This is a genomic window from Bradyrhizobium nanningense, from assembly GCF_004114535.1.
Lineage (GTDB): Bacteria > Pseudomonadota > Alphaproteobacteria > Rhizobiales > Xanthobacteraceae > Bradyrhizobium > Bradyrhizobium nanningense.
On the sequence record NZ_LBJC01000028.1, the window covers coordinates 20,301 to 45,092 of the forward strand.

29 protein-coding genes are annotated in these 24,792 nt (G+C 60.4%); 20 read left to right on the top strand and 9 right to left on the bottom strand.

Going from position 1 to position 24,792, the window contains the following annotated elements; genetic code table 11:
• Positions 1-593: 593 nt before the first annotated feature.
• Positions 594-872, bottom strand: coding sequence for a DUF2934 domain-containing protein (locus tag XH84_RS23095; protein WP_128921430.1), 279 nt, complete (start codon positions 870-872; stop codon positions 594-596).
• A 389-nt stretch (positions 873-1,261) separates the two neighbouring features.
• On the bottom strand, positions 1,262-1,423 hold the full coding sequence (locus XH84_RS23105; protein ID WP_080672312.1) for a DUF2934 domain-containing protein: 162 nt from the start codon (positions 1,421-1,423) through the stop codon (positions 1,262-1,264).
• A gap of 433 nt (positions 1,424-1,856) precedes the next feature.
• On the opposite strand from XH84_RS23105, the gene XH84_RS23110 reads away from it, so the two are divergent.
• The 17 genes from XH84_RS23110 to XH84_RS23195 all read left to right on the top strand — a co-directional run bounded on the left by XH84_RS23110 (position 1,857) and on the right by XH84_RS23195 (position 14,002).
• A complete protein-coding gene (locus tag XH84_RS23110; RefSeq protein WP_128921429.1) occupies positions 1,857-3,638 on the top strand; it encodes a site-specific integrase in 1,782 nt (593 codons plus the stop codon).
• A gap of 745 nt (positions 3,639-4,383) precedes the next feature.
• Complete coding sequence (locus XH84_RS23120) at positions 4,384-4,659, top strand: helix-turn-helix domain-containing protein (RefSeq protein WP_245471817.1); 276 nt, start codon at positions 4,384-4,386, stop codon at positions 4,657-4,659.
• A gap of 37 nt (positions 4,660-4,696) precedes the next feature.
• Entirely contained in the window at positions 4,697-4,912 is a 216-nt protein-coding gene (locus XH84_RS23125) for an AbrB/MazE/SpoVT family DNA-binding domain-containing protein (protein WP_128921427.1), read from the top strand.
• A complete protein-coding gene (locus XH84_RS23130; protein WP_128921426.1) occupies positions 4,899-5,384 on the top strand; it encodes a type II toxin-antitoxin system PemK/MazF family toxin in 486 nt (161 codons plus the stop codon). The genes XH84_RS23125 and XH84_RS23130 overlap by 14 nt, the downstream gene beginning before the upstream one ends.
• Before the next feature lie 502 nt (positions 5,385-5,886).
• Positions 5,887-6,477: a hypothetical protein gene (locus XH84_RS23135; protein WP_128921425.1), complete on the top strand. Its 591-nt coding sequence runs from the start codon at positions 5,887-5,889 to the stop codon at positions 6,475-6,477.
• A gap of 118 nt (positions 6,478-6,595) precedes the next feature.
• Positions 6,596-7,135: a TraR/DksA C4-type zinc finger protein gene (locus XH84_RS23140; RefSeq protein WP_128921424.1), complete on the top strand. Its 540-nt coding sequence runs from the start codon at positions 6,596-6,598 to the stop codon at positions 7,133-7,135.
• A gap of 1 nt (position 7,136) precedes the next feature.
• Complete coding sequence (locus XH84_RS23145) at positions 7,137-7,667, top strand: hypothetical protein (RefSeq protein ID WP_128921423.1); 531 nt, start codon at positions 7,137-7,139, stop codon at positions 7,665-7,667.
• Between the two features lies 1 nt (position 7,668).
• A complete protein-coding gene (locus XH84_RS23150; RefSeq protein ID WP_128921422.1) occupies positions 7,669-8,229 on the top strand; it encodes a hypothetical protein in 561 nt (186 codons plus the stop codon).
• Between the two features lie 13 nt (positions 8,230-8,242).
• Positions 8,243-8,440, top strand: coding sequence for a hypothetical protein (locus XH84_RS23155; RefSeq protein ID WP_128921421.1), 198 nt, complete (start codon positions 8,243-8,245; stop codon positions 8,438-8,440).
• A gap of 66 nt (positions 8,441-8,506) precedes the next feature.
• Complete coding sequence (locus XH84_RS23160) at positions 8,507-8,935, top strand: hypothetical protein (protein WP_128948502.1); 429 nt, start codon at positions 8,507-8,509, stop codon at positions 8,933-8,935.
• A gap of 99 nt (positions 8,936-9,034) precedes the next feature.
• The gene (locus tag XH84_RS23165; RefSeq protein ID WP_128921419.1) at positions 9,035-9,238 is read left to right on the top strand and encodes a hypothetical protein; all 204 of its coding nucleotides are present in this window, start codon (positions 9,035-9,037) and stop codon (positions 9,236-9,238) included.
• Positions 9,239-9,241: 3 nt separating this feature from the next.
• Positions 9,242-10,066, top strand: coding sequence for a metallophosphoesterase (locus XH84_RS23170; protein WP_128921418.1), 825 nt, complete (start codon positions 9,242-9,244; stop codon positions 10,064-10,066).
• Between the two features lie 12 nt (positions 10,067-10,078).
• On the top strand, positions 10,079-11,548 hold the full coding sequence (locus XH84_RS40930; protein WP_245471818.1) for an AAA family ATPase: 1,470 nt from the start codon (positions 10,079-10,081) through the stop codon (positions 11,546-11,548).
• A gap of 369 nt (positions 11,549-11,917) precedes the next feature.
• Positions 11,918-12,256, top strand: coding sequence for a DUF6634 family protein (locus tag XH84_RS23180; protein ID WP_128921417.1), 339 nt, complete (start codon positions 11,918-11,920; stop codon positions 12,254-12,256).
• On the top strand, positions 12,256-12,654 hold the full coding sequence (locus tag XH84_RS23185) for a hypothetical protein (protein WP_128921416.1): 399 nt from the start codon (positions 12,256-12,258) through the stop codon (positions 12,652-12,654). The genes XH84_RS23180 and XH84_RS23185 overlap by 1 nt, the downstream gene beginning before the upstream one ends.
• Positions 12,655-13,021: 367 nt before the next feature.
• Complete coding sequence (locus XH84_RS23190; RefSeq protein WP_128921415.1) at positions 13,022-13,669, top strand: DUF7693 family protein; 648 nt, start codon at positions 13,022-13,024, stop codon at positions 13,667-13,669.
• A gap of 120 nt (positions 13,670-13,789) precedes the next feature.
• On the top strand, positions 13,790-14,002 hold the full coding sequence (locus tag XH84_RS23195) for a hypothetical protein (RefSeq protein ID WP_128921414.1): 213 nt from the start codon (positions 13,790-13,792) through the stop codon (positions 14,000-14,002).
• A 31-nt stretch (positions 14,003-14,033) separates the two neighbouring features.
• On the opposite strand, the gene XH84_RS23200 is transcribed toward XH84_RS23195, so the two are convergent.
• A complete protein-coding gene (locus XH84_RS23200) occupies positions 14,034-14,891 on the bottom strand; it encodes a hypothetical protein (protein ID WP_128921413.1) in 858 nt (285 codons plus the stop codon).
• Between the two features lie 461 nt (positions 14,892-15,352).
• Between XH84_RS23200 and XH84_RS23205 the strand changes: the two genes are divergently transcribed.
• From XH84_RS23205 to XH84_RS23215, 3 genes are all read left to right on the top strand, one after another.
• Positions 15,353-15,847 carry a recombinase family protein gene (locus XH84_RS23205; protein ID WP_164936499.1) on the top strand — a complete coding sequence of 165 codons (495 nt, stop codon included), beginning with the start codon at positions 15,353-15,355 and terminating at the stop codon, positions 15,845-15,847.
• Between the two features lie 217 nt (positions 15,848-16,064).
• Positions 16,065-18,242 carry a recombinase family protein gene (locus XH84_RS23210; protein WP_128921411.1) on the top strand — a complete coding sequence of 726 codons (2,178 nt, stop codon included), beginning with the start codon at positions 16,065-16,067 and terminating at the stop codon, positions 18,240-18,242.
• Positions 18,243-18,641: 399 nt separating this feature from the next.
• Entirely contained in the window at positions 18,642-19,409 is a 768-nt protein-coding gene (locus tag XH84_RS23215) for a hypothetical protein (RefSeq protein ID WP_128921410.1), read from the top strand.
• Positions 19,410-20,536: 1,127 nt separating this feature from the next.
• Here the strand turns inward: XH84_RS23215 and XH84_RS23220 are convergent.
• From XH84_RS23220 to XH84_RS23245, 6 genes are all read right to left on the bottom strand, one after another.
• Positions 20,537-20,782: a helix-turn-helix domain-containing protein gene (locus tag XH84_RS23220; RefSeq protein WP_128921409.1), complete on the bottom strand. Its 246-nt coding sequence runs from the start codon at positions 20,780-20,782 to the stop codon at positions 20,537-20,539.
• 277 nt (positions 20,783-21,059) lie between these two features.
• Positions 21,060-21,518: a DUF3788 domain-containing protein gene (locus tag XH84_RS23225; protein WP_128921408.1), complete on the bottom strand. Its 459-nt coding sequence runs from the start codon at positions 21,516-21,518 to the stop codon at positions 21,060-21,062.
• Positions 21,519-21,673: 155 nt separating this feature from the next.
• A complete protein-coding gene (locus XH84_RS23230) occupies positions 21,674-22,303 on the bottom strand; it encodes an FMN-dependent NADH-azoreductase (protein ID WP_128921407.1) in 630 nt (209 codons plus the stop codon).
• 81 nt (positions 22,304-22,384) lie between these two features.
• Complete coding sequence (locus tag XH84_RS23235; RefSeq protein WP_128921406.1) at positions 22,385-22,930, bottom strand: carboxymuconolactone decarboxylase family protein; 546 nt, start codon at positions 22,928-22,930, stop codon at positions 22,385-22,387.
• A 35-nt stretch (positions 22,931-22,965) separates the two neighbouring features.
• Entirely contained in the window at positions 22,966-23,652 is a 687-nt protein-coding gene (locus XH84_RS23240) for a nitroreductase family protein (protein ID WP_128921405.1), read from the bottom strand.
• Between the two features lie 92 nt (positions 23,653-23,744).
• A complete protein-coding gene (locus XH84_RS23245) occupies positions 23,745-24,722 on the bottom strand; it encodes an AraC family transcriptional regulator (protein WP_128921404.1) in 978 nt (325 codons plus the stop codon).
• Positions 24,723-24,792: the final 70 nt, after the last annotated feature.

Genomic DNA, 24,792 nt, shown 5'->3' on the forward strand with positions numbered 1-24,792 from the left:
TGACGACCACAAGATCGCCCCTCTTGGTGAGCCGGGATGGTCAACACATACGACAAATCCGAATTTCGGTAAAGTGGAATATTTTTGCGGGGAGGGGTTGACGGGGTGGCGGGTGTTTTGCCCGACGCGCTAACTCTGAGGGTGAGAGTCCGTAGGATGGGTAGAGCGATGCGAAACCCATCATCGTGCAGCGACCATTGAAGCATGATGGGTTTTCGCAAGTGCTCTACCCACCCAACAGTCCGAGCTTCACGCGGCACCTCTCCCCAGCGCTGCCATCCTCTTTTCCACTGTGTGCTTCAAGTCACAGCAGAATCACCCGCCCTCGCCTACAAACGGGCCGCATGGCCGCAAACAAGGTAACGGCGGTACGCGTAAGGCTGCGGAGGCAATCAACAGCTAGGGACTTTTCGAGGCCGCTAGGGTGAAGAGCCCGGCGGCTTTTTTCTTCATTGCACCGCGGCACTTAGAACGTGGATGCCCGGGCCTTCGCCGCGCCGAAGGGGCTTCGGCCCCGCAGGCGGGACAAGCCCGGGCATGACGACCTTTCAACAGTCCAAATGCGGCCCTTCAATCGATCGCGCAGCTTACACCTATGAAGCGCCCGAGCCTCTCCGCGCCTCGCGTTCTTCCTCGATCTGCCGTTCCGCTTCGAACCAGAACTCCAGATCCTGACCGGCTGGCCGCCCGGCCTGCTCCCAGAGCTCATAGGCACGCGCGCGCACCTGACCGCGGCCCATCATGCGGCGGAGCTTTCGCTTCAGCTCGTCGGCAAAGCTTCGGAAGCGATGGCCGGTGGTCTCGTCCTTGACGAGCGCGGCCGCTCGCGTTGCGAGTTCGATCTGGTGCTCTATCTTCTTCTGCTCGTCCACCGCCGACACTGCCGTGGGAAAGGACTGTTTTCAGAGCCCGTGCTGTCAGACACTGAATTCCTTCCGGGATGGTCTGTTCCCTCGGCAACAGCGTGGGATGAGGAGCGTATAGGATCGATCGAACGAAGCGAAACCAATCGGGTCTAGTCGACGTCGAGGCGTGATGGGTTTCGCGAGGGCTCACCCCATCCTACGCACCATCACATCGCTAGTGCCACGTCGTATCGGCTTCGACGATCACCACGCGTATCTCGGGATCTTCGGTCGTGTTGCAGGTGCAGGGCATGCCCTCGCCGCAGCGGCAGCCGCCGAGCTTCTCGCTCCAGGCCCGGAGCGGATGGTTTTCGCAGACCCATCCCAGACCCGGCAGAATGGGCAGGTCTTGTTCATCACAGCGTATCCGGCGTCCGCAACGTGTTGGACTTGTCCTCGTTGCGCAGCTCCTGCTCGGCGGCCTGCCAGAACTCGTCCTCGCGGCCTTCGGGCTTGCCGGCCTGCTCCCACAGGCGATGCGCGCGTTCTCTGATCTCTTGCTCGGTCGGGTCGGACAATGGTGTCTCCTCGCGTGACGCACGGCCCACCCTGGGGGGCAGGAGGCTTGGAGGCGGGCCGTGCAGGCCAGCAATCGGCGGCGACTCTGGCCCGCCGATTCAAGCGTCGAGCGTGCGTGGGAGTTCCTAGTCGCACGTGCTCGTGGCCAAGCAGCGCACCAACGCAGCCTAGGCTCAAGCCATGCGCAAAAAAATCGGGAGTTGAAATTATTGGTAGCGGGAGAGGGACTCGAACCCCCGACCCCAGGATTATGATTCCCGTGCTCTAACGGTATGAGTCCTTGATGAGTCCTTGCGGCGCGCATTTCGCGCGGATCCGACCCGAAATGCCAGGAAAAACCCACCGGGTCAGGCACTTGCAAGGGCGATTTTCCCTCCCCTTCCCGCCACCCCGTGCTACGATCTTGCTACGGCAGGAGTCACGGAGGTGGCCATGTCACGCTCACGCAGACCAGCTGAGAAGTCGAAGCGGGTTTTGATCACCGACGAGGTGGTGACCGGCGCGCTGGCCCGTGCGGCGCGCGCCAAGGACTCGAATGAGTGCTACGACTACTGCGACACGGAGCAACGCTACCTGGTCCTGCGCCAGCGCGGGCCCCGCGTCGGCTGGTTCGTCCGCGCCAACGGACAGATGAAGCGGATCGGCAACGCCAAGCGCGAGCCCGGCGACGACAGCTATCTTGCGGTGAAAAAGGCGCGCGACATCGCCGGCGCGCGCTACTATGGGATGCGGTCGGGCCGACGCCCGCACACAAAGGGGTGGAGCTGGGCCGACCTCGACCGCGAATTCCAGGCCTCGCGGCAAGTCAAGCGCAAGAAAGGCAAGCGCGTCAAACTGCCGGCGCCCAGCACCCTGAGCGACATCGCGGGTTGCTTCGACAAGCCCCAGTTCGCCGCCTGGCAGACCAAAAGGCTGTCCAACCTGACCGACGTCGACCTGATCGAACTGCTCGATGCCGTCCACCGCGAGCGAGGGCACGGCGCCTGCTGCAAGACGCTCGCCTGGGTTCGGGCCGCGCTGACCTGGGCCCGTTCCGAACGAACCATCGAGAGCGGACTCGTCGGCGTCGTGCCCTGGTGGGAGGAGATCAAGCCGCCGCAGCCGACGGCCGATGAAATCGAGCAGATGGAGGAGCGCGATCGCGAATTCAACGCCGCACGGGCGGCGTTCAAGGTCGAGGCGCTGGGTCAGCTGCTTGCCATCCACGAACGCTATTGCGCCGGTCGCAGCGGAAACCGGAAAGTCTCGCCTGCGGTCCGCGCCAGCCTGTGGTGGGTGGTGTTCACCCTCAACCGGAAATACACCTGCACCCAGCTCAGGCGGAGCAAGCTGCAATATGTCGATCCGCTGAACCCGTATTCCACGACGGCCCAACCCTGGGGCACGGCGGAATGGCCGGCGGAGGGCGTCAAGAACAAGCGGCGCTTCATGCTCCCGATCCCGCCATTCCTGCTCCACATCGCGCGCTGTTGCGAGCGAGATTTTGAAGCGCTCATCGAAAAAAGGCGCGGCCTGCGCATCCGGAGCGATTGGATGTTCGCCTCCTCCCGAAGAAGGAGCCGCCGCAATCACCCCCAAAACCCGGATCCCGGGCTCTATCCGAGCAGCCTGAATGCGCATTTGCGCGCCATGGGCGGCAGGAAGAAGAACGGCAAAGGAGAGTACACGGAAAACTATTTGGGAGATCTACCGCAGTTCTGGCCGCACCTGGTGCGGACTATAGCAACGGATTTCCTGAAGGAGCATCCCGACAAGGTCTCGGGGGCGGCCGTCTCGGCCCTGCTCGGCCATGTCCTGCCGCACGACCGCAGCGATCCGGACGACAAGATGTCGGAGGTCACGCGGGAGTTCTACCTCACGAGCCAAGAGATGCCATTGAAGACCGAGGCGATGAAATTGTGGAGCGACGCGGTGCTGCTGGCCTATGTCAAGGCCGGCGGCACCTTGCCCATGCCGCACGAACTCGACCCGAACAGCCCGGCGAAGCTCGGCTGGCCGCTGCCGAAGCTGCCGCAGGTCCCAGGACCGCAGCAGCACCGGGGGCGGCTCGCAGCCTCGCCGCGACCGCGGTTCACGACCGGCGGCAAACCGCGGCAAACGGCAGCAACGCCAGAGACGGCTTCGCAGCGCGTGAGATTGGCGCGTGCCGGACCGCCGCTGTCGGAAACACCGCCGGCCCTCCTGACCCGAGCCCAGCGCTTGGCCATTGGCTGAGGGCATTGGCGTTTGCGATTCCTGCCGACGCTTCGGTGCGCACCGCGCACTCGCAAGCGATGCCATCGTCGAGCTTGTCCGCACGCTTAGCCGAGCCCCAGCGACTGCATTTGTTCACTGCGGAACGGAAAAGGACTAGGATGCGTACAAACGGTGACGGACGGTCAAGACGCACTCACCTGCCCAGCGACCGCATCGTAGATTTTGACCTGCAGCATGGGAAATCTCCGCTTCAGATCCCGCGCCGCGATCTCCACCCCATCTCTCGTCGCGAACTCGGTCTTCACAAGGCCATCGATCATGATTGCGTAACCGCTAGTGGGCAGATTTCGGCTCGACTTTGACATCTTCGGCTCATGTACGAAATTGGTAGCTGTTCTTGGTTAGAGTGAGTCTACCGCCGCGGGCAAGCACGGCAGCATCGGCCTTCCGCAGCTGTTCGACGTCCGTTTGCACCAGTTTCAACCGACTTAGCCTGCCGCAAGGATTCGTCTGCCCTCTGCAAAGTCGATCAGATCATCCGGGGATGCCATTCCGAAAGATTTGGCCTCTCATCATTGAAACTATCCAAGAGCCACCGTTGCAGTTCGGATCGAGCTGGATTGATGTCGCGGAGACCAGTGGCCGTCGATCCATTCTGCTATGGAAGTCGGGACGGCGAATGATCGTTCGGAAACGTGGCGTCGTCTCGCCTAACATGGCAAACTGCGGCCTCCACCAAGCCAAGGATTCCGGGAGTGGGCGTTTGGCGATATCTGAATCCTTCCTTCAGACTCAATCGCAGCTGCGGGCGACGCTGGCCCGCAGGGTTAAGGAGCGGCGGCATTCATCGAAGATGAGCCAACGGGACCTGGCCGAACGAGCCGGGATCCGCCAGGCGCTGGTTAGCCAGATCGAGCTCGGCGAGGCCAACGTAACGCTGGACTCCCTTCTTAGAATTGCAATCGCGCTGGACGTTGATCTTGCCGGCTTGTTCGCAGCGAAGGGCGACGATCCACGGGCTGGTTCCAAGCACTCATGAGCCGGAGCCACCGGCGGCCCTTTCGAGAAGTCCGTGCATGATTACCAGTAAACTTACAAGCAAAGCTCAAACCACGATCCCCCAGGCAGTCCGGTCCGCTCTGCATCTGAAGGAGGGGGACGAGATCGCTTATACGATCACTGGTGATAAGGTCGTCATGACAAAGGCCGAGCTTACTCTGGTTGATGATCCCTTCGCCACCTTTAGCGAATGGGACAGCGAGGCAGATCGGAAAGCCTATGCCACCCTTTAGGCAGGGGGATGTCGTTAGGGTTCCGTTCCCGTACACAGATCGATCGACTCGTCAGCACCGCCCGGCACTCGTTGTGGCCACAGGAGGCATCGGGGAAAACGGCAACCTCATCTGGGTGGTGATGATCACGAGTGCGGAGAACAGAACCTGGCCCGGGGATCTTGCTATCGGTCGTTACGAAGAGGCCGGTTTCCCTGCTCCCTCCGTCATTCGACCTTGTAAGATCGCGACGATCGAGGCGCACCACGCGGAACGGCTCGGTCGTATCAAGCCTCGTTTGACGATCGAAGTCGTATCAGAGATACGCAGCAATCTGGGTAGCCGATACGCGGACAGTAGGCCACTACCCGATGTGCCGCGCGCTGACCTCCGCGCTGGTCGGTCGCTGCCGGCGCGTACTTCAACATCAGGTCCAAGACCCGGCCCGCAGAGCCGGCCTGACCCGGCGCACCGCTTATCGGCCCCGAATTGACAAACCCCGCCGTCGCCGGCGGGGTTTTATGTTTTCAGGCGAGGCGACCTATTTTGCCCCCGAAGGGGACATTCACTATCGAGATGGCAGGCTGCTTGATGCGTCGGCGTCGCCTAACATAGCGCCTCCACAATTTGCCGCTGGGCAGCTGATTGCCATATCTTCGGCACAATCTTGTGACACGCTTTAACGTGTCAACAAGTAGGCACCAACTTTCGAGTTTGGCTTGCCGACATTTGCAGCCTGCAGCATGCGAACCGGCAGAATGCCGATACTGTTGTTGAACTGACGCACTCACAGGTCTCGCCTCGCATTCAACGCATCGGAAGCGCTCGTCCTGGGCAACCAGACCGCGCTCGTGCTCGGCTTCGCTTGTCCAGCCCGGGCCCGCCGAAATCGGCCTCTGCGAATTCACCTATGGAAGGAATGCGCTCATGTTCATCGATCATCACCGTCCGGAACGTCGCCATCTACGCCCGCAACGCGTTCAGGACATCGTGTCATGCATGGCAACACCCCCCTTCGTAAGGCAGCAGCGACCACCTTCAACGGTCCGAAATGCAAGGTCGCCATTCCCGTTGAAAGCCTCCTCCTCCGTGACGCGCTCCAGGAGGCGAGCCTTGATGCGCAGGTACGCGCGCTTCAGTATCGGAAGGCTCCGAACCCATATGGTACGCCGCCCACGCTGATGAGCGTGGTGCTGCAAAGGATCGACGGAGATTTCCTGCTCGCCGTCTGTGAAAGGCGACCGCAGCGTTCCGCAGCCGACTACCAGCGACTCAGCGAGGTGCTGACGTCGGAAGGGCTGCGCCTTCTGGAACGCGATGCCGAGGACATCAGACGCGAGCCGATCTACTCCAACGTGCGAGAAGTCTGGTCCAACGCGCGCTTCCACGTATCTATCAGGGACCGACTGAAGATCGCAGCGGCGCTCGCCGAAGACGGCCCGCAAACGATACTTGAAATCGAGGAGCGCGCCCGCCCGTGCTGCGACATCTTCGCCGCCGTGTGTGCGTTGGCGTGCGAAGGGCTGGTGGAAATCGAGATCCACGACGGACCCTTAGGGCCGCGCAGCGTGGTGCGTGAGCGTTAGAGAGACACCTCGACGGCTGCACGAAAGAGCCGGGTCCGCACTCCGGTAGCGATCACCGGATCGATGTCGTTCGCCGGCTCGTCGACAGGCACAACTCTTTTCGTCACGAGACACTTCGATGGTCAATTCCAACGATTGGCGGGCCAAGCTGGTTGACGCTTATCCCGATATCTTCCACCCGGTCGGCGATCCGCCCTTGGCGCAGGGCTGGCCCGAGGTCGGCAACGGCTGGCGCGACCTCCTGGAGCGGTGCGGCGGCCGGATCCGGACGGCGGTCCAGGCCGAGGGCGGGACGTTTCAAGCCACGCAAATCAAGGAAAAGTTCGGCACGCTGCGATTCTATTGGCATGGCGCCCTGTCTCCGGACGCCGACGCCAAGGTCCAGGAAGCCATCGACCTGGCGGAAGCCCGCAGCGCCTGCTCCTGCGAGGTCTGCGGCGAGCCTGGCCGGCTGTACGGCCCAGGCTGGCTGACGACGCGCTGCACCGCGCACGCCGAGGGGCGCCGCCCCGAAGAGATCCGCCCCGGATTCGAGAACGTCCTCATCGAGGAACGGTACGTTGGCGACCGGCGCGTGGTGCGCTGCCGTCGCTACGATCGCGAGAACGACGTCTTTATCGACGTCGACCCCGCCTCGCTTGGAATCGAGGAGGAGTGAGATGGCGGGCATCGTCAAGGACTGGCAGATCGAGCTCATCGAGGCGCACCGCGGCCTATTCTGTCCGCCGGCTGGGAATCCCGGGGCTGCACTCGGGTATCCTCGCTGCGAGGGCGGCTGGCGTGATCTGATTCAGCGCTTGTGCGTCAGGCTCGAGGCGGCGCTCGGAGACGACGAGCGGATCCACCTCGATCGAATCAGGGAAGCAGTCGGCCGCCTAAGAGTATCCTGGCGCGGCCAGGTGATGCCCGCGACCATATGCAGAATTCACGAGGCTATCGCACTCGCCGAAGCACGGAGCGCCTGCACGTGCGAGCTCTGCGGGGAACCGGGGCGGCTCTATCTGGATGATGGCGTCTGCATGGCGCGTTGTGCCGCTCACGCCAGAGGCACGCCTCTCGCGGACGAATCCGAGGGCAATAGAATGCATATCGTTCGCATGCCGAGGTGCGATGGCTCCGGTTATGAGCCGCGTCGTTACGACCGCGAGAACGACAACTTCGTCGACCCGCCGCCGGACGAGGAGGAGTGAGATGGCGCAGATCGCTCAGAGCTGGCGGATCGAATTCATGCAGCCGCACCCGCGGCTGTTCGACTTCATGCAGGACGAACCGAAGGACACTTTCGGCTACCCGCTGTGTCAGGAGGGTTGGCAGGACGTGCTGGAGCGGCTGTGCGGCCGCCTCGAAGAGGCCCTGCGGGACAACGAGACCTTCGAGTTCGTCCGCATCAAGCAGAAGTTCGGGATCCTGCGCATCGGCTGGGAAGACAATGTCTCGGAGGAGACCAGGGCCAGCATCGAAGAGGCGCTCGCGCTCGCCGCGGCCCGCAGCAGCTGCACGTGCGAACTCTGCGGCGCGGAAGGTGAGAAGTATCACGCTTCCGAGGAAGTGATAGTCCGCTGCGAGAAGCACGCCGAGGGCCGGCCTATCTTGGAGACGCGCGCCAATAAGCGCCTCCACATCGTGCGCGTGGTGGCGCCAACCGAGCCGCCCGTTTGCATACTGCGCCACTATGACCGAAAGACCGACAGCTTCGTCGGGCCGCCGGTGGATGTCGACACACCACTCCATCGCGCCGCAACACAAAGATAGATAAGGAATAGCGATGGCCCGGTTTCGCTGCCGCACCTGCCACCAGGAAGGCGCATGGGTCTACGACCCAGAGCGCTACACGTGCTCGCTCTGCGATTCAATCGACGTGCAGTTCATCATTCCGCGGGACGAAGTGCCTGAGGGCGATCCATTGCTCAATGCGCCGAAGGAGAACGAGAACTTAACGCCATCGAAAAAAGCGCAGGAATAGCGGTGGCCCGGTTTCACCGCCGCACCTGCGGTAACTAAGGGACGTTCGCTTATGACGCGAAGCGTCATGAAGGCTGTGAATATGAAGGTCATTACCATCGTGGAGGACGGCGAGCGCGCGCGGTCTGTCTACGAACGCGCCGACGGCGACGTGACGGTGTTCGAGCGGGATCGCAAATTCCGGTTCCGGACCGACGTCGCGGGCGCCGAGACGACGTGGCAGATCCTTGAACGGGTGGTGCCGGCCATCGTTCATGCTGAGACCGCCAGTCTCAAGATCGAAGCCCTCGCTGATCGGTGCCGCACCGGCTGGCGCCCGGGATATCCGGACGAGATCGACTGGGATATCTCCCAACGGACGCTGCGGCGCGCGCGGTTCGGCATCGATCTGATCCGCTATCCGGATGAGCAAGAGTTCTACAGCCCGGCCACGATCTTGATGGGCATCGAGACGGGCACGGGACCATCGACGAGCCTGGTCGGGAAGAGCCACTGAACGGTATGCGTCACCGGAGAGATCCTCTGGATCGATGCCGCACGCGAGTGGGCGGTCTGCGAGGGATTGCTTCTGGTGGACGCCAGCGGAGGATTAGAGATGGCCAGATTTCCCTGCCGCGCCTGCGCCCGGGAAGGCGAGTTCACCTACGATCCGAGGCGGCACGAATGCCCGCGCTGCGGCTCGCCCAACGTGCAGTTCGCTCTTGGCATCGACGAGATGCCGGACGAGCTCATCGACCGGATCGTCCAGGGGCTGCGCCAGGCCGAGCCGCTGGACGATCATCCAACCGACGAGGACTGAACCGTGTTGTTGTGGATCCTGTCAGATCTGCATGTCGAGCTGACCCGCGGCTGGGACCTGCCGTCCGGCGATGCGCGGCCGCGGTTCGATGTGCTGGTGGTCGCCGGCGACCTTATTCCGCGTGCGGAGCGCGGGGTGAAGTGGCTGCGCGAACGCGTAACGGATCGGCCGGTGATCTACGTCGTCGGCAACCACGAATTCTATGGAGCCGACGAGTTCAGGACAGTTGACAAGGCGAAGGCTGCGGCAGCCGGCACGAACATTCATGTGCTGCAGTACGAGACCGTCCGGATCGAGCACGTGACGTTCGCCGGCGCAACGACATGGACCGACTTCGATCTGCTCGGCGATCAGCATCGCGCGATGAGCGTGGCGGCTGAAAGGATGAACGATTTCAGGAAGATCAGGACGGCGCGTTACGAGCGGCGCTTTCAGCCGCACCATGCCTATGCCCGCCATCTTGCCGCGCGCCTGTTCTTCGAGGGCCAGATGCGCAAGGAGCGGTCCGGCAAGCTGGTCGTGGTCTCCCACCACGCCCCGCATCCCGGACCCACTGTGACGCTGTCCGATCCGCCAACGCCGGACGAGATCCTGAATGCGGCATACCGCAGCGACCTGACCGCGCTGATGCGACCAGCGTCCGACGAGGGATGCGGCGCGCTCAAGCCCGCTGATCTCTGGATCTACGGGCATACCCACGAGTCCGAGGACATCATGATCGGTATGACGCGCGTGGTCTCGAACGCCAAAGGTTATGGACCTTGGCCACCGCAGCAGCGCGACTGGGACAACCCGCGCTTCGATCCGAACTTTGTCATCGAAATCTAAGGAAGGCTGGCAATGGTCGACATCGAAGCGACTGTGCGCGCCGGATTGCAGAAGCGATCTTATCCGAGCGCGACATCCACGCGGGGAGGACTAAGGATGACCCAGGAGATAACCAGCAGCTCCTCGGTGCCCTTGCCGGTCGAACTGCTGTGGCAGAGCGGCTGGCCGCCCGCGGCCCAGCTCTTCTGGTCGCGCATTGGCGAGGTCAAAAACCTATCGCGCGATCAGGTTGCTGCCGATTTCTGGTCGGGAGAAAAGGACCGCTGCAAAGCGGCCTGCCAGAGGTTCGCCGACCTCTTGTTCGCGGCGGGCCACGGCGAGGAGGCGCTCGCGGCGCTGATGTTGGCGGCTGATCCTGTCAAGCCGCAAACGTTCGAGATCGTACTGCCGCAGCTTGGCTACGCCGTTGAGCACCTCTGGGATTGGCCAGTTGCCAGCATCACGAGGAATCACGCTTTGCAGCGCCTAGCCGTCTGGTGGCGCGCCGCAAGAGGCGATTTCAAGGATAGCGACAGCAGCGTCTTCTGGACTACTTGCCTCGAACTGTTTTACCAGGACGACAACTCAGAAGGGTTGCCGGCACCGCGCGAGCAGAACCGAGGCGAGCAACAAGACGCGACAGCAGCGCTCGAGATCGTCGTCATGCCCAAAGACAAGGCTACAAAGCTCAACAACTACCACTCCGAGTTCAAGGATCTGGTGGATGCAAGGTTGCCTTTGCGGCTCGCCCGCGATATCGCCGCGATGCGAGCAAAGTTGATGGCGGAGTACCCGCACGCCACCAACGCCATCGACCTCGTACTACGCGACCTGCGCGAGGGCGCGCCCATTCGTCCAGCGCCCATCCTGCTGACAGGCCCTGCCGGCGCCGGCAAGTCGCGGCTTGTCCGCAGAATCGGTGATCTCCTCGGGGTCGGCGTGTACCGCTACGACGGATCCGGCGCATCGGACAACATGTTCGGCGGATCGCCAAAAGGCTGGGGCAACACGATCCCGTCGGCACCGGCGCGCGCGGTCAACCAAATGCGCATCGCGAACCCGATCGTGATGATCGACGAGATCGAGAAGGCCGGCACATCGTCGCGCAATGGACGTTTGTGGGACGCGCTGCTGCCGTTTTTGGAGCGCGAGACCGCGGCCAGATACAGGGACGTCTCGCTGGACGCCGAGCTTGACCTCTCATGGATCTCGTACATCGCGACCGCCAATGCCATCGTGAACCTGCCGGCGCATCTGCAGGACCGCTTCCGTATCGTCAAGGTGCTGGCGCCCCGGCTTGCCGATCTGCCGCTTCTTGCGGCTAACGTTCTGCGGGAGCTTGCCATTGAGTCCGGCGAGCCCGGGTTCGTTTGGCCGCTCGCCGAGGACGAACTTGAGGTGATCGGGCGTGCATGGGAAAGGGCCGGGTTCAGTGTCCGCAAGCTGCAGAAGATCGTGGCGGCGACGGTCGAGGCGCGCAATGCCACCGCGGTGAGGCACTAGATGCCGCCTGCACAGGACCAGCTTGTGCCGCTGGCCTAAGTCCGACACCAAGGACTATTTTAAAGACGAGGCACCTGGTCCGATTGAACTGGCGCATGCGCCGCTGCTTGAAAACTGGCGAGCGAACCTCATGTGCAAACGGGTCGAAGGTCCCTCGTACATATTCTCAAGAACGGCATGTCGCCGCCATCCATGTCATCGGCCACCCGGAGCTTGCCGATCATGAGCAGATTGAGATGGCGATATTCGCGTGGCTCGATCGCAACGGCCAGTGGGCTGGAGCGAAGGATCGCCTCGATCGGCTGGGCCGTCGTGCGGTGCTGTCCTGTGGAAGTGAAGCTTCGGCAACTCGATTGGGAAATCGGGAACATGGCGATCGGAGAGAAGGATAACGAGGCGATGTTGAGGCGCGACTTCGAGTCCTATCTGACCGGCGTGCAACCTTCGCCGGAACAGCTCGCCTGCGCGCCGCTGCTCGAGAACTGGCAGGCGGTCGTCAGGCAATTCAGCGAGGCAAGCCATTCGTTGTGCATGGTTCTGAGCGGAAGCGTTGTCAACCATCCTCTGCTCGGCCACGACAAGAGCATCCACACGTCGCAACTGATCTGGCTTGACCGCAACCGGAAATGGGCCCGCACCTGGAATCGGGTCTACCGACTCGGCGAGCCGGTCGGCAGCAACACCGAAGATGGAGTCGTGGGGCTCTGATGACAGTTCTGATCACCCGTCGCGAGACAATTCTTGGCGCAGCTGCCCCGTTACTAACTGCGGTCCCGGCGGACCAGCCTCAATGCTTGTTTGCCTATCTCGCGCTAGCCGACCACTGTGGACGGTCGCGCTGGCGTCATCCGATCTTCCTGCTCCATAAGGGGGAATTCCTGACCGGACGACTGGCTGCGTGCATTGGCTCGGCAACCGGCGAGTCATTGCCTGTTTACGCATTGCTGTTCGGCAATATTCAACTAGTCCCTTTCCCGCTCCGGGAGCAGTTCGCCCGCGCCTGCGCCGTCGATGTCTCCAGTGTTGTCGACAAGGCCGAGCGCCGTCACCGCAGCGATGCCCTGCACGTCGCGGCCAACGGTTACGCGGTCAATCACCGAGTTTGAGCGATGGGAACGATCTTCATCAGGGCGTCTGAGGATATTGGCCTTGGCTCAAGGCATCTCGTCTGGGTGTTTGTCGATCCCGATGGGCGAACCACCGCATTTGCTAGCGGACAGCACCTAAAGTTCTCGCTCGAACCGCCGCCAATGAGCGACGAGTCGCCACTCGTCCTGATTGCTCGGGTCGCTCTCGAGGCCGCCTGCATCGAGGCGTATCTGCCGCGTGGACAGGATCACGGCACCAGAGCAACGATCGAGGAACCGGTCATCGTCAGGCGACGCGGCGTGATGAGGGGCTATCGCATTCCGATAGCTCGCCGGCAATGCAGAAATCGTTCGAGTGATCGAAACGCGGCTAAGAACGGGGACCATGATGAAGTTCGCCAGGCGAGGCATCCTTCTCGGAAGCTTGACGACGATGCTCACATCGGTGTGGTCGCGCATCATCGGCGCGCCACGGCTCCCCGCGCCAGCGCCTTCGGCGAGGCCGACCTGGCCTACCGACGTCGTCAGCAAGCTCTACCGCGATATGTACCGTCGGCTGATCGACCCAGACGCATTCGATGCTGCCTTCGACCGGGCGACCGCGGTCCTCCGCGCGAGCATTGCCGGCAAGATTGACTGCGAAGAAGCGATCACGCGCCTGCTCGCGATTCGCTCGGAAGCTCTCCGGCATCCTCCGCCGCCGCGCGAAATCGCGCCGTTACGAGCGGACGAGGTGGGCGTTCATGAAGCGATGGCACTGTTGCGCCGCGCGATAGTCGGAGAGAGTCATATTGAGCTTAAGTACCCATGGGCGGAGGTCTTCCACTCCTATGGTCAATTCGCGATCGAGGGTTGGAAATTGACAGCTTTCAAACGCAATTATGGCATCAAGTATCTCGACGCGGCGCTATCGCCGGACGGACGCACCGGCACGTACGATTCGTGGCAGGCCCGGGAGGGCAACCCCGTGCACCTGCTGCTTGATGAAGAGCAGGATCGCCTGGACGAGCTAATCGAAGGCATCGACGCATGAGGATGCCTCGATCCCTCGCCGCGTTCACGGATGGTAAACCTGTGAGATTCGCATCGCTTTTGAGAGGGGATCGACTTTTGTCCCCGCCTATGAGGGCGATTCTAGACTTGGGAGCGTAGCATGAACGCGCCTTACGATTCCTACACTCAGGACAAGAGCAATCAACTATCGCTGGATTTTGGTGATCATCTCGCCTCGAGCGTACGGATTGCACTCCGACGCAAAAAGGAGGCGGCTGACCTTCTGGCCGAGCTCGCGATAGCTCTCGGCGAACTCCGCGCGGAAATCGACCTCGAAAAATACCGTGCAAGTCTGGTCAATGGTGTGGAGTAACAGCGGAGAGATCTTAGTCGCGATTGGCAGGTCAGACGACCGCCTCATCCTTCCTGCTCATCCTGGCCTTCGCTTTCGTCCGCGACGGGGAATCAGCTCCTTCGCCTGGATGGATCACATGCACTTCTGGCAGCCGCTTAAGCGCTGTGCGCCGACGGTCCGAGCCTGTACGCGTTTCTGAACGCAGGCGAACGCTCGCAATCCAGTCTCGATATGTCTGCACCTCCCGCGCGTCCGGCAAAATAAGTACAACGTCATCATAGATCCAAGCCAGCGCGAGCGCTCGGAAGCACCAATCGAACCGTCGCTTGCGGTACAGCTTCCTATTTTGATACGGGCCGACGATCAGAGCAACGACTGTCTTGGGTGGACGCCCATCCTCCACCATCCGATAATAATGGAAGTCAACTGGGGGGTCGTTCGCATTCTTGACTCGGACACCCGACGTGGAAATTGGTTCGGCAAACAGCCGGCTGACGGCTCGTTGTGCAACCCGCTCTATTCTCGACCGATAGCTCGCCTCAAGGGATTCGCTTCTCTTCTCACCGATCATCTGCTCACGTGCTTCACTCATCGCGGCAGTGAGCGACCTCACGGTGTGCTTACCTCCGGCGAACTCCTTCATCGCCCGGATCGTCCCTTCAACGTCGAAGGAATACCAGCGTGCGAATATCTCTACCACTGAAAGGGGCGCCCGGTTCAGTGTCGGCGCCCAATTGGGGTGGGATTCCACGAATCCTTCAAGGAAATTGAGAGCGAATATGGCACGGCGCAGCGTATTGACGTCTTTGCCGGCTGCAACCTTGGCGAGCGCATTCTCCCGGTCCCCGTACCTCGAACTTGAGAGGAGCAGCCTGGCCTTGGAAGCTTGCATCTTCCAATCTTGCATCGTGCCGATCCTGTGCTTTGCCGCGCATAAGAGATAGAATCTGAATCCTTGAAGAGCAATGGGGGGGCAGAGGGCGGACTGACTCAAGGATTCGGCAAGGATTTCGCGTGTCCTTCACAGACGGAAAGCGGGAAACAACAGCGCCCTACTTCGGCGATCGCATTTTGAATCGCCAAGACGACACGAGGCCCGGTTGTGCTTGAACATTTGCCACCTCAATCTCTGCCCGCGACGCGCCGGCCCTGAACGACTTGCCGTTTCATGAGGTGCTCAAGCGGCGTAGTCCTCCGGTGGGGAACCGAGGGATGAGGGAACAGAAGATTGGGAGTACTCAGTTGACTCCCGTCTGAGGCAGGTCGACTATGAAGGTACGTTACCGAAAGAACCAGGTTGGATAGCTCATCACCCTGACAGAAGACGTTTTTGTCGTAGCAATCCCAACTCACAGCGAGGACATGCCCATGACACTGAGCTTCTCTCGTCTCTTTCGCCATTTCTCTTCCGAAGGCTCGCGTGCGGCCGCCGGCAAATTGCGGCTGAAATTGGGATTCCGTTTGCGAGCGGGTTTGTATGTTCGCCATTCGCGCGGAACCCCTGTCGAGGAGTTTCTGCGACAACTGCAGACAGTCAAAGAGTATGCTGAAGCGCTGGGCGCCGTGGTCACGCGCGTTTACGTGGACACCGACACGTTCCGAACCCCGTTATCGGAAATCGAAGCCGCCGCAAGACGTGCAGATTTCGATGTGCTGATCGTCGAGAACACGGATCGCCTCACACGAAAGTTGGGAAGGCTTGTCCTTCTGACGGAGTTCGTTCACGTCCATTCCGTCGAAGGCGGCGATCTCTCGAGTGCGCGCGGAGCATGCCCGTTAGCCTTTTATAGTCCGTCCAGGGCACCCTACGGCAGGGTACCCTACTTCAGGGTACCCTACGGCTACCGGCGCCCGTCGTCGTAGCAATCCCTCATCGCTCTGCCGTTAGTGACGGCCGCTTCTCTCCAGCGGGTTTCTCTTCTTCCTGGCGAGGGCGACCATCGAGGAGATCTGTTCGCTGCTAGAGGCGCAGAGATACGTGCTCCACACGAGCAAACGGCGGACCGACCCAGGGCGACGAGATGGAATCTAGGTCAATTCACGTGTTTGCGAACTTGGCGAAAACCGAGGAGGCCCTGAAATGACGTCGAATTCTGAACTGACTGTCGCGCCTACTGTTGGCACCAAGCAAGATAGTGTCATGGGCGTGCTGGCGCCGGATTGGAAGCAGCTGCAAACTTCGACTAGCCCTGCTTCGCTAAGTAGACCCCGCCGTCGCAGGGCCGCGGTTTACATGAGATATTCCACAGACGAGCAAGACCCATACTCTTTCGAGCGCCAGCGAATGGTAGCGGAGCCATATGCCCAGCAGGTGGAGGCCGATATCGTCAAGATATATGCCGATGCTGGTAAGAGCGGTGCGTTTACCGCGAACCGGCCAGCATTTCAGGAGATGTTAGAGGACGCAGAAAAGCACGAGTTCGAGGTGCTCATAGTCGAAGAGGGCGACCGACTCTCGCGAAAACTCAGCATAATGGCAAACGCTTACAGCAAGCTCGCTGACCTTGGAATCGAGCTTCACTCGACCAAATACGGACGATGGTCACTGATGCACTGCGCATTCGCGGGCCTCATGAGCGAGGATCAGAAAAACCGCATCTTCGAACTCTTACGCTCGGGACGCGTCAAGATCTTGGCCCGCGGGCTGTGGCCGGGCACGGCTCCCTACGCTTTTGAAAAGATTCCGGGAAAGAAGGGTGACATGCGCGTCGTCCCGGAAAAGGCGGAAGTCGTGCGTAGGATGTGTGCGATGGCGCTCGCTGGAGTTGGTCCAGACCGGATTGCCGGGATTTTGCAGAGGGGGGGTGTTCCGGCTCCCCACGGCGAGTTGTGGCATGCCACGACCGTGCTTTATATCCTGCGCAATCCGATCTATGTCGGGGCGGTAATTTTTTTCAGGACCAAGAGAACCAAGATTCAAGAAGGCGAGCACGAGATCGTCACGAAGATCACCGAACGTCCGGCGGCCGAATGGATGTACGCGGAGCGTCCGGATTGGGCCATCTTGGATCTTAAAACATGGCAGGCCGTCCAAGCTCTAACACTCCAACAGGCCAAGGGCCCCGGGCCGGCGTATCTTCTTTCAAGACTAGTCTATTGCGGTGAGTGTGGGAAGAAAATGGCATTCGGGAATCTGGGTTATGGCGGTGCTCAATATTTGCAGTGCACCGCCCAACGAGTTGCTAGAGTCAGGAAACAGACAAGCTCCTGCAACGCCCGGTGCGTGCGGGCCGATCTTCTTCAGGAAGGAGTTGTCAATTTAGTAGCAAGAACCCTGAGAACCCCCAACGCTCTCAAGTTGATGCAATCGGGATATGAAGGAAAAGCATCCCAGAAATCTCGATCGTTTGAACGAGACAGAGTGAATTTACAGAAGGATCGTGCTCGCATTCTTGCTTACCTCGATCAGACTTACGATGATGCGATGAATGCCGGGATGACGACAAAGGCAGTTCTGGAGCGACGCCAATCTCTCTGCATGAGAATGGACAAGATCGATGATGAGCTCGCTAAGATTCCGATTGTCAGAGTGGCAGCAAGCCCGGCCCTGCCTGTCCCGGCTGACATTGAGGTCTTTATCGACGATCTGCGCCTCAATCGGAACTATCGCAATTGCGGCGCAGCGCACGCAAAGGTACTGGCCATCTTTCAGTCCCTCATTGAGAAGATCATCGTGAGAACGGATTGGGACCACAGGACCGTCCATGTGCAGATCGAAGGGCCAATCGCCTTTGTCGAGGAATCCGGAGAAGCCAGGCTCAGCTTGCCCACTCGATGGAGGCAAAGGATGAAAGAAAAGACCGCTGCTGCAGCTACTCAGGTAAGGACCAACATTCTGACTGACGCTGATTGGAATAAACTCAAGCCCAGACTGCACGATGAGCCAATTTGGGTCGAAGGGTTTGTTCAGCCGATCGAGTTGCGCTCCGTCCTGAACGCGATGATCTTCCAAAAGCGTGTCGGAATAGGTCGGCTTAGCCTGCCTGAAATATTCGGCCCAACTAAGCAGGTATGGGCGGCCGCTCAAAAGCTCTCGCGTGGTGGGATCGTTGATATCATCCAGCCCATCATGCGAGAGGAGCATATTGCGATAGCGAAGGAAATCGACATTAGCTTCGACAATCTCAGAACACCCGGGCCGCGAACCTGGGAGAGGTATCTTCAGCTCAACCGCGCTCGAAAAGCACGAATTTTGAACCGCGCCAATGAACGAGCCGCGCTGAGCAGCCGGCCGCTGAGCTTCGTGGGTGCTGAATAGAGTGCTGGGGACGATCCCAAGGCATCGACGGAGCTTTTAGGCTTGGGCAGTGGCCGCGATCTCAGTTCGCCACCGAAGCCACCATGGCGATTTGTTTAGCGGAAAGAGTGGGTTTTGGACGCGACGGATTCTATATTGATGCTCAGCAATTGCCGCTCGGCACAGTTCCCGTGCGGCTGAACGAGTCGTATCCAATCTCCACGTTGGACCACGATGGCGATGCGAGTCCGGTAAGATGCCGATCCATCAGGAAACCTTGCCGCGATTTTGCGAAGTGTAAACATCTTCGGACGACGGCACCCGCACTTCCCAACTTTACTTCGAAGAATTCACCCAGACAATCTCACGCGATGGCTCCCCACGCACAGTCGGCACAACACTGCCGACCGCGGTGCTGGGATGAGCACCTGGAAGAAGCGGGCACGTTCCGCGATGCTGAAACTGCGCAATGCCAAGCGAGGGGAAACGGAAAGTATCTTGTCGGCAGTGGGACAGGGCATCAATCCGAATACAGTGCGGCGCGAGGTTCAAGCCCTCGCATTCCTGGACGACCTGAGGAAATCAGATCCCGCAATCAGTCGACGTCTACGAGTTTCCTCCTTCGGGACGATCGAACTTTTGGCTCGATGGTCGTCATTTGATCCGCGAGGAGCCGCAGAAGAGGCAAGAAAGGTCGCCTCGAAAGAACACTCGCTGAAGTCACTCAAGTCCGCGCTGCAGTCTGCAATGGAACGACATTCCGTTCCCACGCGACTCGGGTTTCTGCAGGGCATCGAACCGTCGGTGAGAAGCCAGATCTGCCGGATTTTGGGTGGCAACCTAGCGCCGCTGAAGAGATCGGAAAAAGCATTGGGAAGGGCTCCCATCGACTTTTTCTACCAGCTGACCCAGCCAGGAACCGCTGACAAGTGCGTAGCAGTCTTAGTGGTCGGCCCCTATCGATACGTCGGACAATACTCCAAGCGGCGCCAAGAGGAACTCTGGCGAGCCATGGGACTGGCTTGGGCGTTTGACCATGTCGTAGTTGTCCTGCCCGAACGACGTAGTCTGATCGAATATCAACGATGGCTCGCGGAGTATGCCTTTGCCTCGCCCGCGCGTACAGCCGAAGAAGAGAATACCGCTCGAATGCGTCGACCAAGTGTTCACGTGATCGGGATCAACTAAGCTCTTCAGCTTATCGCTCTTACATCGTTGCAGATTAGCTGCAGGGAGGCGCGCTCGAAGCCCCCTCAGCTCAGCCAATGCCTGCACGGACGCTGAATTGTCCGCGCCCTCGGCCGCCGCCAGACGTCTCATCAGACGCGCGGGGCGGGTAAACCGGCAACGCCCAGGTCGATGACGCGCCGGCTCGCGGCTCGCGTCATCGGGCAAAGGCCGCTGCGCCCCCCGCTTCCAGCATGAAGACAGGGCGAGGGCGGCCAGCCATCGCAAGCTCAAGACGGCTCTAGTCAGGCACTTCGATTGGAGTGGTGCTCCGTAAGGCATCGTTCCGCTCCCGCGGCCCCGTCACCGCGGCCGACTTGGAGCGGGCCGACGTCGCCTCGGCGTGAACGGTGAAGTTGGCGGCGCGTGGCAGCGATGGTCTCCTAGCAACTCGCTAGGATTTCTGTCCGCGCCTTCCGCGAGCAGGACGAACTCGGAAGGACCTGCACCGTTCCTTTGTGGGCCGACACACGCGCTTGTGATCGATTCTTGCCGCCATGCAAGGAAGTGGAGCTGACAGTTCCGATCTGCGTTCCCCCGGGATCGGCGTAAGCAGGCAGCACATTTTCGCACAAGTCTCTCCCTTCAATGCGGCTTTTGCGCACATCACAGCAGTTTGGATAGGCAAGGCGTTCGTGCCAGCAATTGGTCAAATCGCGGCCGCGCGTCGTCGCCAACCACGCGTGCCCCCCACACCGCGCGGGATCCTGCGAATCCTTGGCCGTATCGACATCGTGGGCTTCGCCACCCGCCAGGTCAGAGCCGCTCAAAAACAAGGATTCGTAGGCGGATCGGCGGGGTGCCGATCTCGCGGCCGACCCGCCGGCAGGCGCGCCGAGCAGGGACTAACCTCGGCGTCGCAAATTTTCCGCAAGGAAAGGATTCGACGGTCGGCCCTAGAGGCGCTTCGCCGTCGCGCGAAACGTGCCTTTCTACCAAGGCGCGAACGGCCGGGAAATCGCGAGGTCGAGCGGAGCGTTAGTACATCAAGGATTCAGCAGGAACGATCGTGTCACAACAAATGGCGGATAAGGTGAAGGCATCCACATCAACAACAGATGTCGGGACCAGAGCCGGAGCGTTCTCCACTAGCGCGATTTCGCCAACGGCGGTGCAGCGAACAGCGCGGCGACATCCACGCCGAGCGCGAACGCGATCTTGTCCAGCGATTCCAATGTCGGGTTCGCGGTCGCGAGCTCGAGAGCGCTGATCAGCCCCTGACGCAAACCGGTCTCGTCGGCGAGATCGTACTGGGACCACGATCGCTCCAGACGAAGTCGTCGAAGATTGCGCGCAAGGAACCGCCTGGTATGTGCCGGATTACGACGCCTCATCCAGCAGGATGATGCATTGTCTCGGCTTGAACAAAACACGCTTTAACGTGTTAAACACCTTAAAACGTGTCCTGATCACAAGAAGCGCAGCCGACGGCCGGTTCGCGAACCCCCTCGGGCCCGCACGAGAGTACTGGGCCGTGCACGAGCAGAGTCTCGATGACGGCCGAAAGAATCGACGCAGCAGTTACGACGATTCTGGCCGAAAAGTCAGTGGCGCGTGGAAACGCCTCCTCGGACCGACGGTCGATATGGCAAACCAGCGTTCTTGTGACCTTCAACCGCGCGACTTTTGCGGGCGCTTCATGGTCAGAAGGTTCGTCACATCATGCAGATCATCTGCCGATGCGACGGCAATCGTTAGCCATTTTCCGTCGATGTATGTTTTCGCGTCATCGTAGAGTTTGATCAATTGCGGGTGCCAAACATAGCGCCGCTCCTCAAACTTTTCTCGCTCTGCTCTACCCATGACCACCACAGCTGAAACTCGTCGGAATTCCGGCACCAGGTGGCAGAACGCCTTGGTCTTCTTGTAACGCAGGGACCAACCGCGGCTCTTTCCACCGTAGAGCCAATCCGGCGCGAAAACTTCTGGGTAGGATTCATCGATCCAGGTCCGCAGCTTGGCCCAGTATTCGAAGCCATCTGCTCCGATCCATTCGCGAACGGTGCTTTCATCGGGCGATGCTGATTTGTCGGTGATCCTGTCGCCGATTTGCGGAAGCGTACTAATCATCGGAAGACCTCATGTTGATAATCCCGCGGGGGCCGGAGGTTAAACGGGCGCTTGTCAAGGCTTGCCATGGGCCCTCAGAATGCCGCCGGTGCGACCTTGTCCAGAGCACGGAGAGCATTGCGATACGGTCTGGCGATCCTCGCGCGCACGGCTGATCAAGCAGCTACGTCTCGAAGCTCTCGCACGACTGTCAAATCGATAGCGTCAATTACCTTCTCGCTCGCTAGCGCAGCTTGGCCCTCTTCAATAAATGCGGTGGCCTGCAGCGGAAGGAATTGCAGCGCCTTCAGCCCAATAGAGTTCAGTGCCAGCGTCAGATAGGGTGTGAGAAAATCAGGCTGATTTCCTCGCTGCCCGGTAAAGACGCCGCCGGAAGCGACGCCGATAAAAACCGGACGATCCGGAAGCATTCCCACCTTCCCGGCGGGCGTTGACTCCATCGTGCGGCCGACGCGTAGGACCTGGTCGATCCACGCTTTGAGAACCGAAGGGATAGTGAAGTTGTGCATCGGCGTTCCAATGACAATCACATCGGCCGCCTCGACTTCCCGAATGAGCGTTTCGGCAAGGTCCAAAGCGCCCTTCAGCGGTGCCGCCAGTGTGGCCGGCGATGACAGCGTATCCGCGTAGTCAGCCGTGGCGTGAGGCAGAGGATCAGCTCCAAGATCACGCCGCCTGATGCTCGCATCCGGCGCAACTTGAAGAAGCTTTTTGACGATCGCGGCCGAAAGCTCACGGCTATGCGATTTCGGGCGAGGACTGCTATCAATGTGGAGGATATTCATTTGACCGATCCAAGTGGCTAGGAAGCTCTTGCATCAACCGCCTCCATAGCTCCTTGGAGGCGGTTGATACCCACTGGCAGCTCAGATCGAGCCGGCCGGTGCGACTGCGGGGAAGTCCTTGTCGGGATTGAACACGTTGTTGAAGAAGTTCGTCAGCGAGTACATGGCCACAAGCGCGACGATCTCCATGATGTTCGCATCCGTGTAGCCAGCATCGCGGACGGCTTGCAGATCGGCGTCTGTGACATGGCCGCGGGTCTCGATGATTTTGCGTGCAAACTGGATGGCGGCATCCCGCTTCGGATCCCTGGCGTGCCCCTTTCGGGCGAGAATAATGTCCTCGGCGGGCAGCTTGGCCATATGTTCGGCCGTGAAGCTATGCACCGTCAGACAATAATTGCAGCCATTCACTTCGGAGACGGCGAGGCCGATACTGTCACGAGTCTTCACGTCGAGCGACTTGCTCAAGGAGCCGAGCAGTGTGGCCCACGCGTTGAACGCGATAGGGCTCTGCGCGAAGGCCGCCATCATATTCGGCGTGAACCCGATGTTCTTGGTGAACGCATCGAGTGTCTGTTTCGATTCAGCCGGCACGTGTTCCGGCTTCAGAGCGTTGGCTCTGGTCATGATATTTCTCCTTAAATGATTGATTTCAGGGTTGGTTAGGCGAAGTGCAGCACGTCGCCCACGGGCATACGCGGCTTCTGCGGCCAGTTGCCGGGCCGCTCCGGCCCGACGCTCAGCAGCATGACCGGAACTTCGTCTTCGGCCAGGCCGAACTCTGTGTGCACGGCCTCTGCATCGAAGCCGATCATCGGTGTCGAACCCAAGCCTAGCGAGCGGGCTGCATAGATGATGGCTGCGGCTCCGAAGGTAGCGGAGCGTACAGCCTCGTCGCGCTGGCGCTGGGGATGATTGTCGTAAAGACCGCGGGCGGGCGCCTCCCATTCCGGGACCATTTGTGCCGGCATGATTCCGGCTTCCACAACTGGTGCCAGGCGGTCTGGGACAGTGCTGGCATCGGCCAACTGGCCGACTATGATGAAGGTGACGGCTGCTTCGGTGATTGCGGGCTGATTCCAGGCGATCGGACGCAGCCGCGCCTTCGCTTGGGGTGAGCGCACGGCGATGAAGCGCCAGTTCTGCAGATGGAAGGATGTCGGCGCTGAAGTACCGATCCCCACCAGGTGGCGGATCTGATCATCGCTTAGGGTGGCGTTCGAGTCATAGTACTTGGCAGCACTGCGGCTCAGAATGGTTTCGATCACGGCGTTTGTCGGCAGCGGCTGCCCAAGCGAACGGCAGGGCTCCGGATCGGCAACGGCAACAGTTGTAGCGGCTTGGTTCATTGGGTTGCTCCGTTATCAAGTGACGGAGCCCAATTTACCGTTGGGCATGATCGTTTCGAGCCTCTATTGGCTCAAATTGGCGCTCAAAAGGATCATTCTGGCGACGGTTCGGACTCATCTCCATTGTGCGCCAGTCGGCGCCATTCCCCCGGTGTCATCCCCATCCTCTCCGCAAACACACGCCGGAATGCCGAAACCGATTGATACCCGACCATCTCAGCCACAGCTTCCGTGCTGATCCTTGGCTTCTTGAGCTCGTTCGCCGCCATGCTCATGCGAAGATCGGTCAACAGGTCGAGGGCGGAGCGGCCTAACTTGTCCTGAAATTGGCGCATGAATGTTGCGCGTGACATGCCGCATAGATCGGCGAGGTCGGGAAGCTTCCAGGATCGCGCCGGATCAGCGAACATCGCAGCAATGGCCGCTGCCAATCTCGGATTGCCAGCAAGGGCCAATAAGCCTTCGGTGGATTTGCCGGCTTCGCTCGCGGCGCGGAGAACGAGAGTGAACAAGACCGAAGAAAGCGCGTTCAGAATGGCGCGTCCTCCCGCTCTATCCTCAACGGACTCCATTCGCATTAGGCTCACCAGTCCGGAAAGTTGACTCGATGCCGACGCGATGTCCTCTTCCCCGTGGTCTTTCAGAGCCCGCACGACCAGATTTGCTGGCAGGTAGTTGCGGACTAATCGATCATGGGGTGGCACGACGAAAAATCGTCCGCACAGCAGATCTAGTTGCTCACCCCGTCCATTGTTCTCGCTCAACATCCATCCTGCGGAGCCCCTGCTTTCGTGCGTGTTGATTGGCGTTTTGCCGCTGCCGTCGTGCAGCACATGCGCCGAACCGTGAGGGAGCAGCACGATATCCCCGCTCCCAAGCTCCTGCACCGTTCTCGATTCAGGGTCCTCGAAAATCGCCCGGCCCTTGACTATGACATGGTAGGGGATCTCGTTCGCCGCCGCCCTAGGCCAGATAACACGCCATGGCGCGCCGTAGGCGCAGCGGACCTCAAGCTGGCCGGTAACGGTGATGATTTGCAGGAGATGACTCAACCAGTCGACTTGAGACATAAGACCTCGAGAACCTGAATTGCCCGCGCACCATATCGTATTGCGCCGAGCGCGCCTCTGATTACTACGG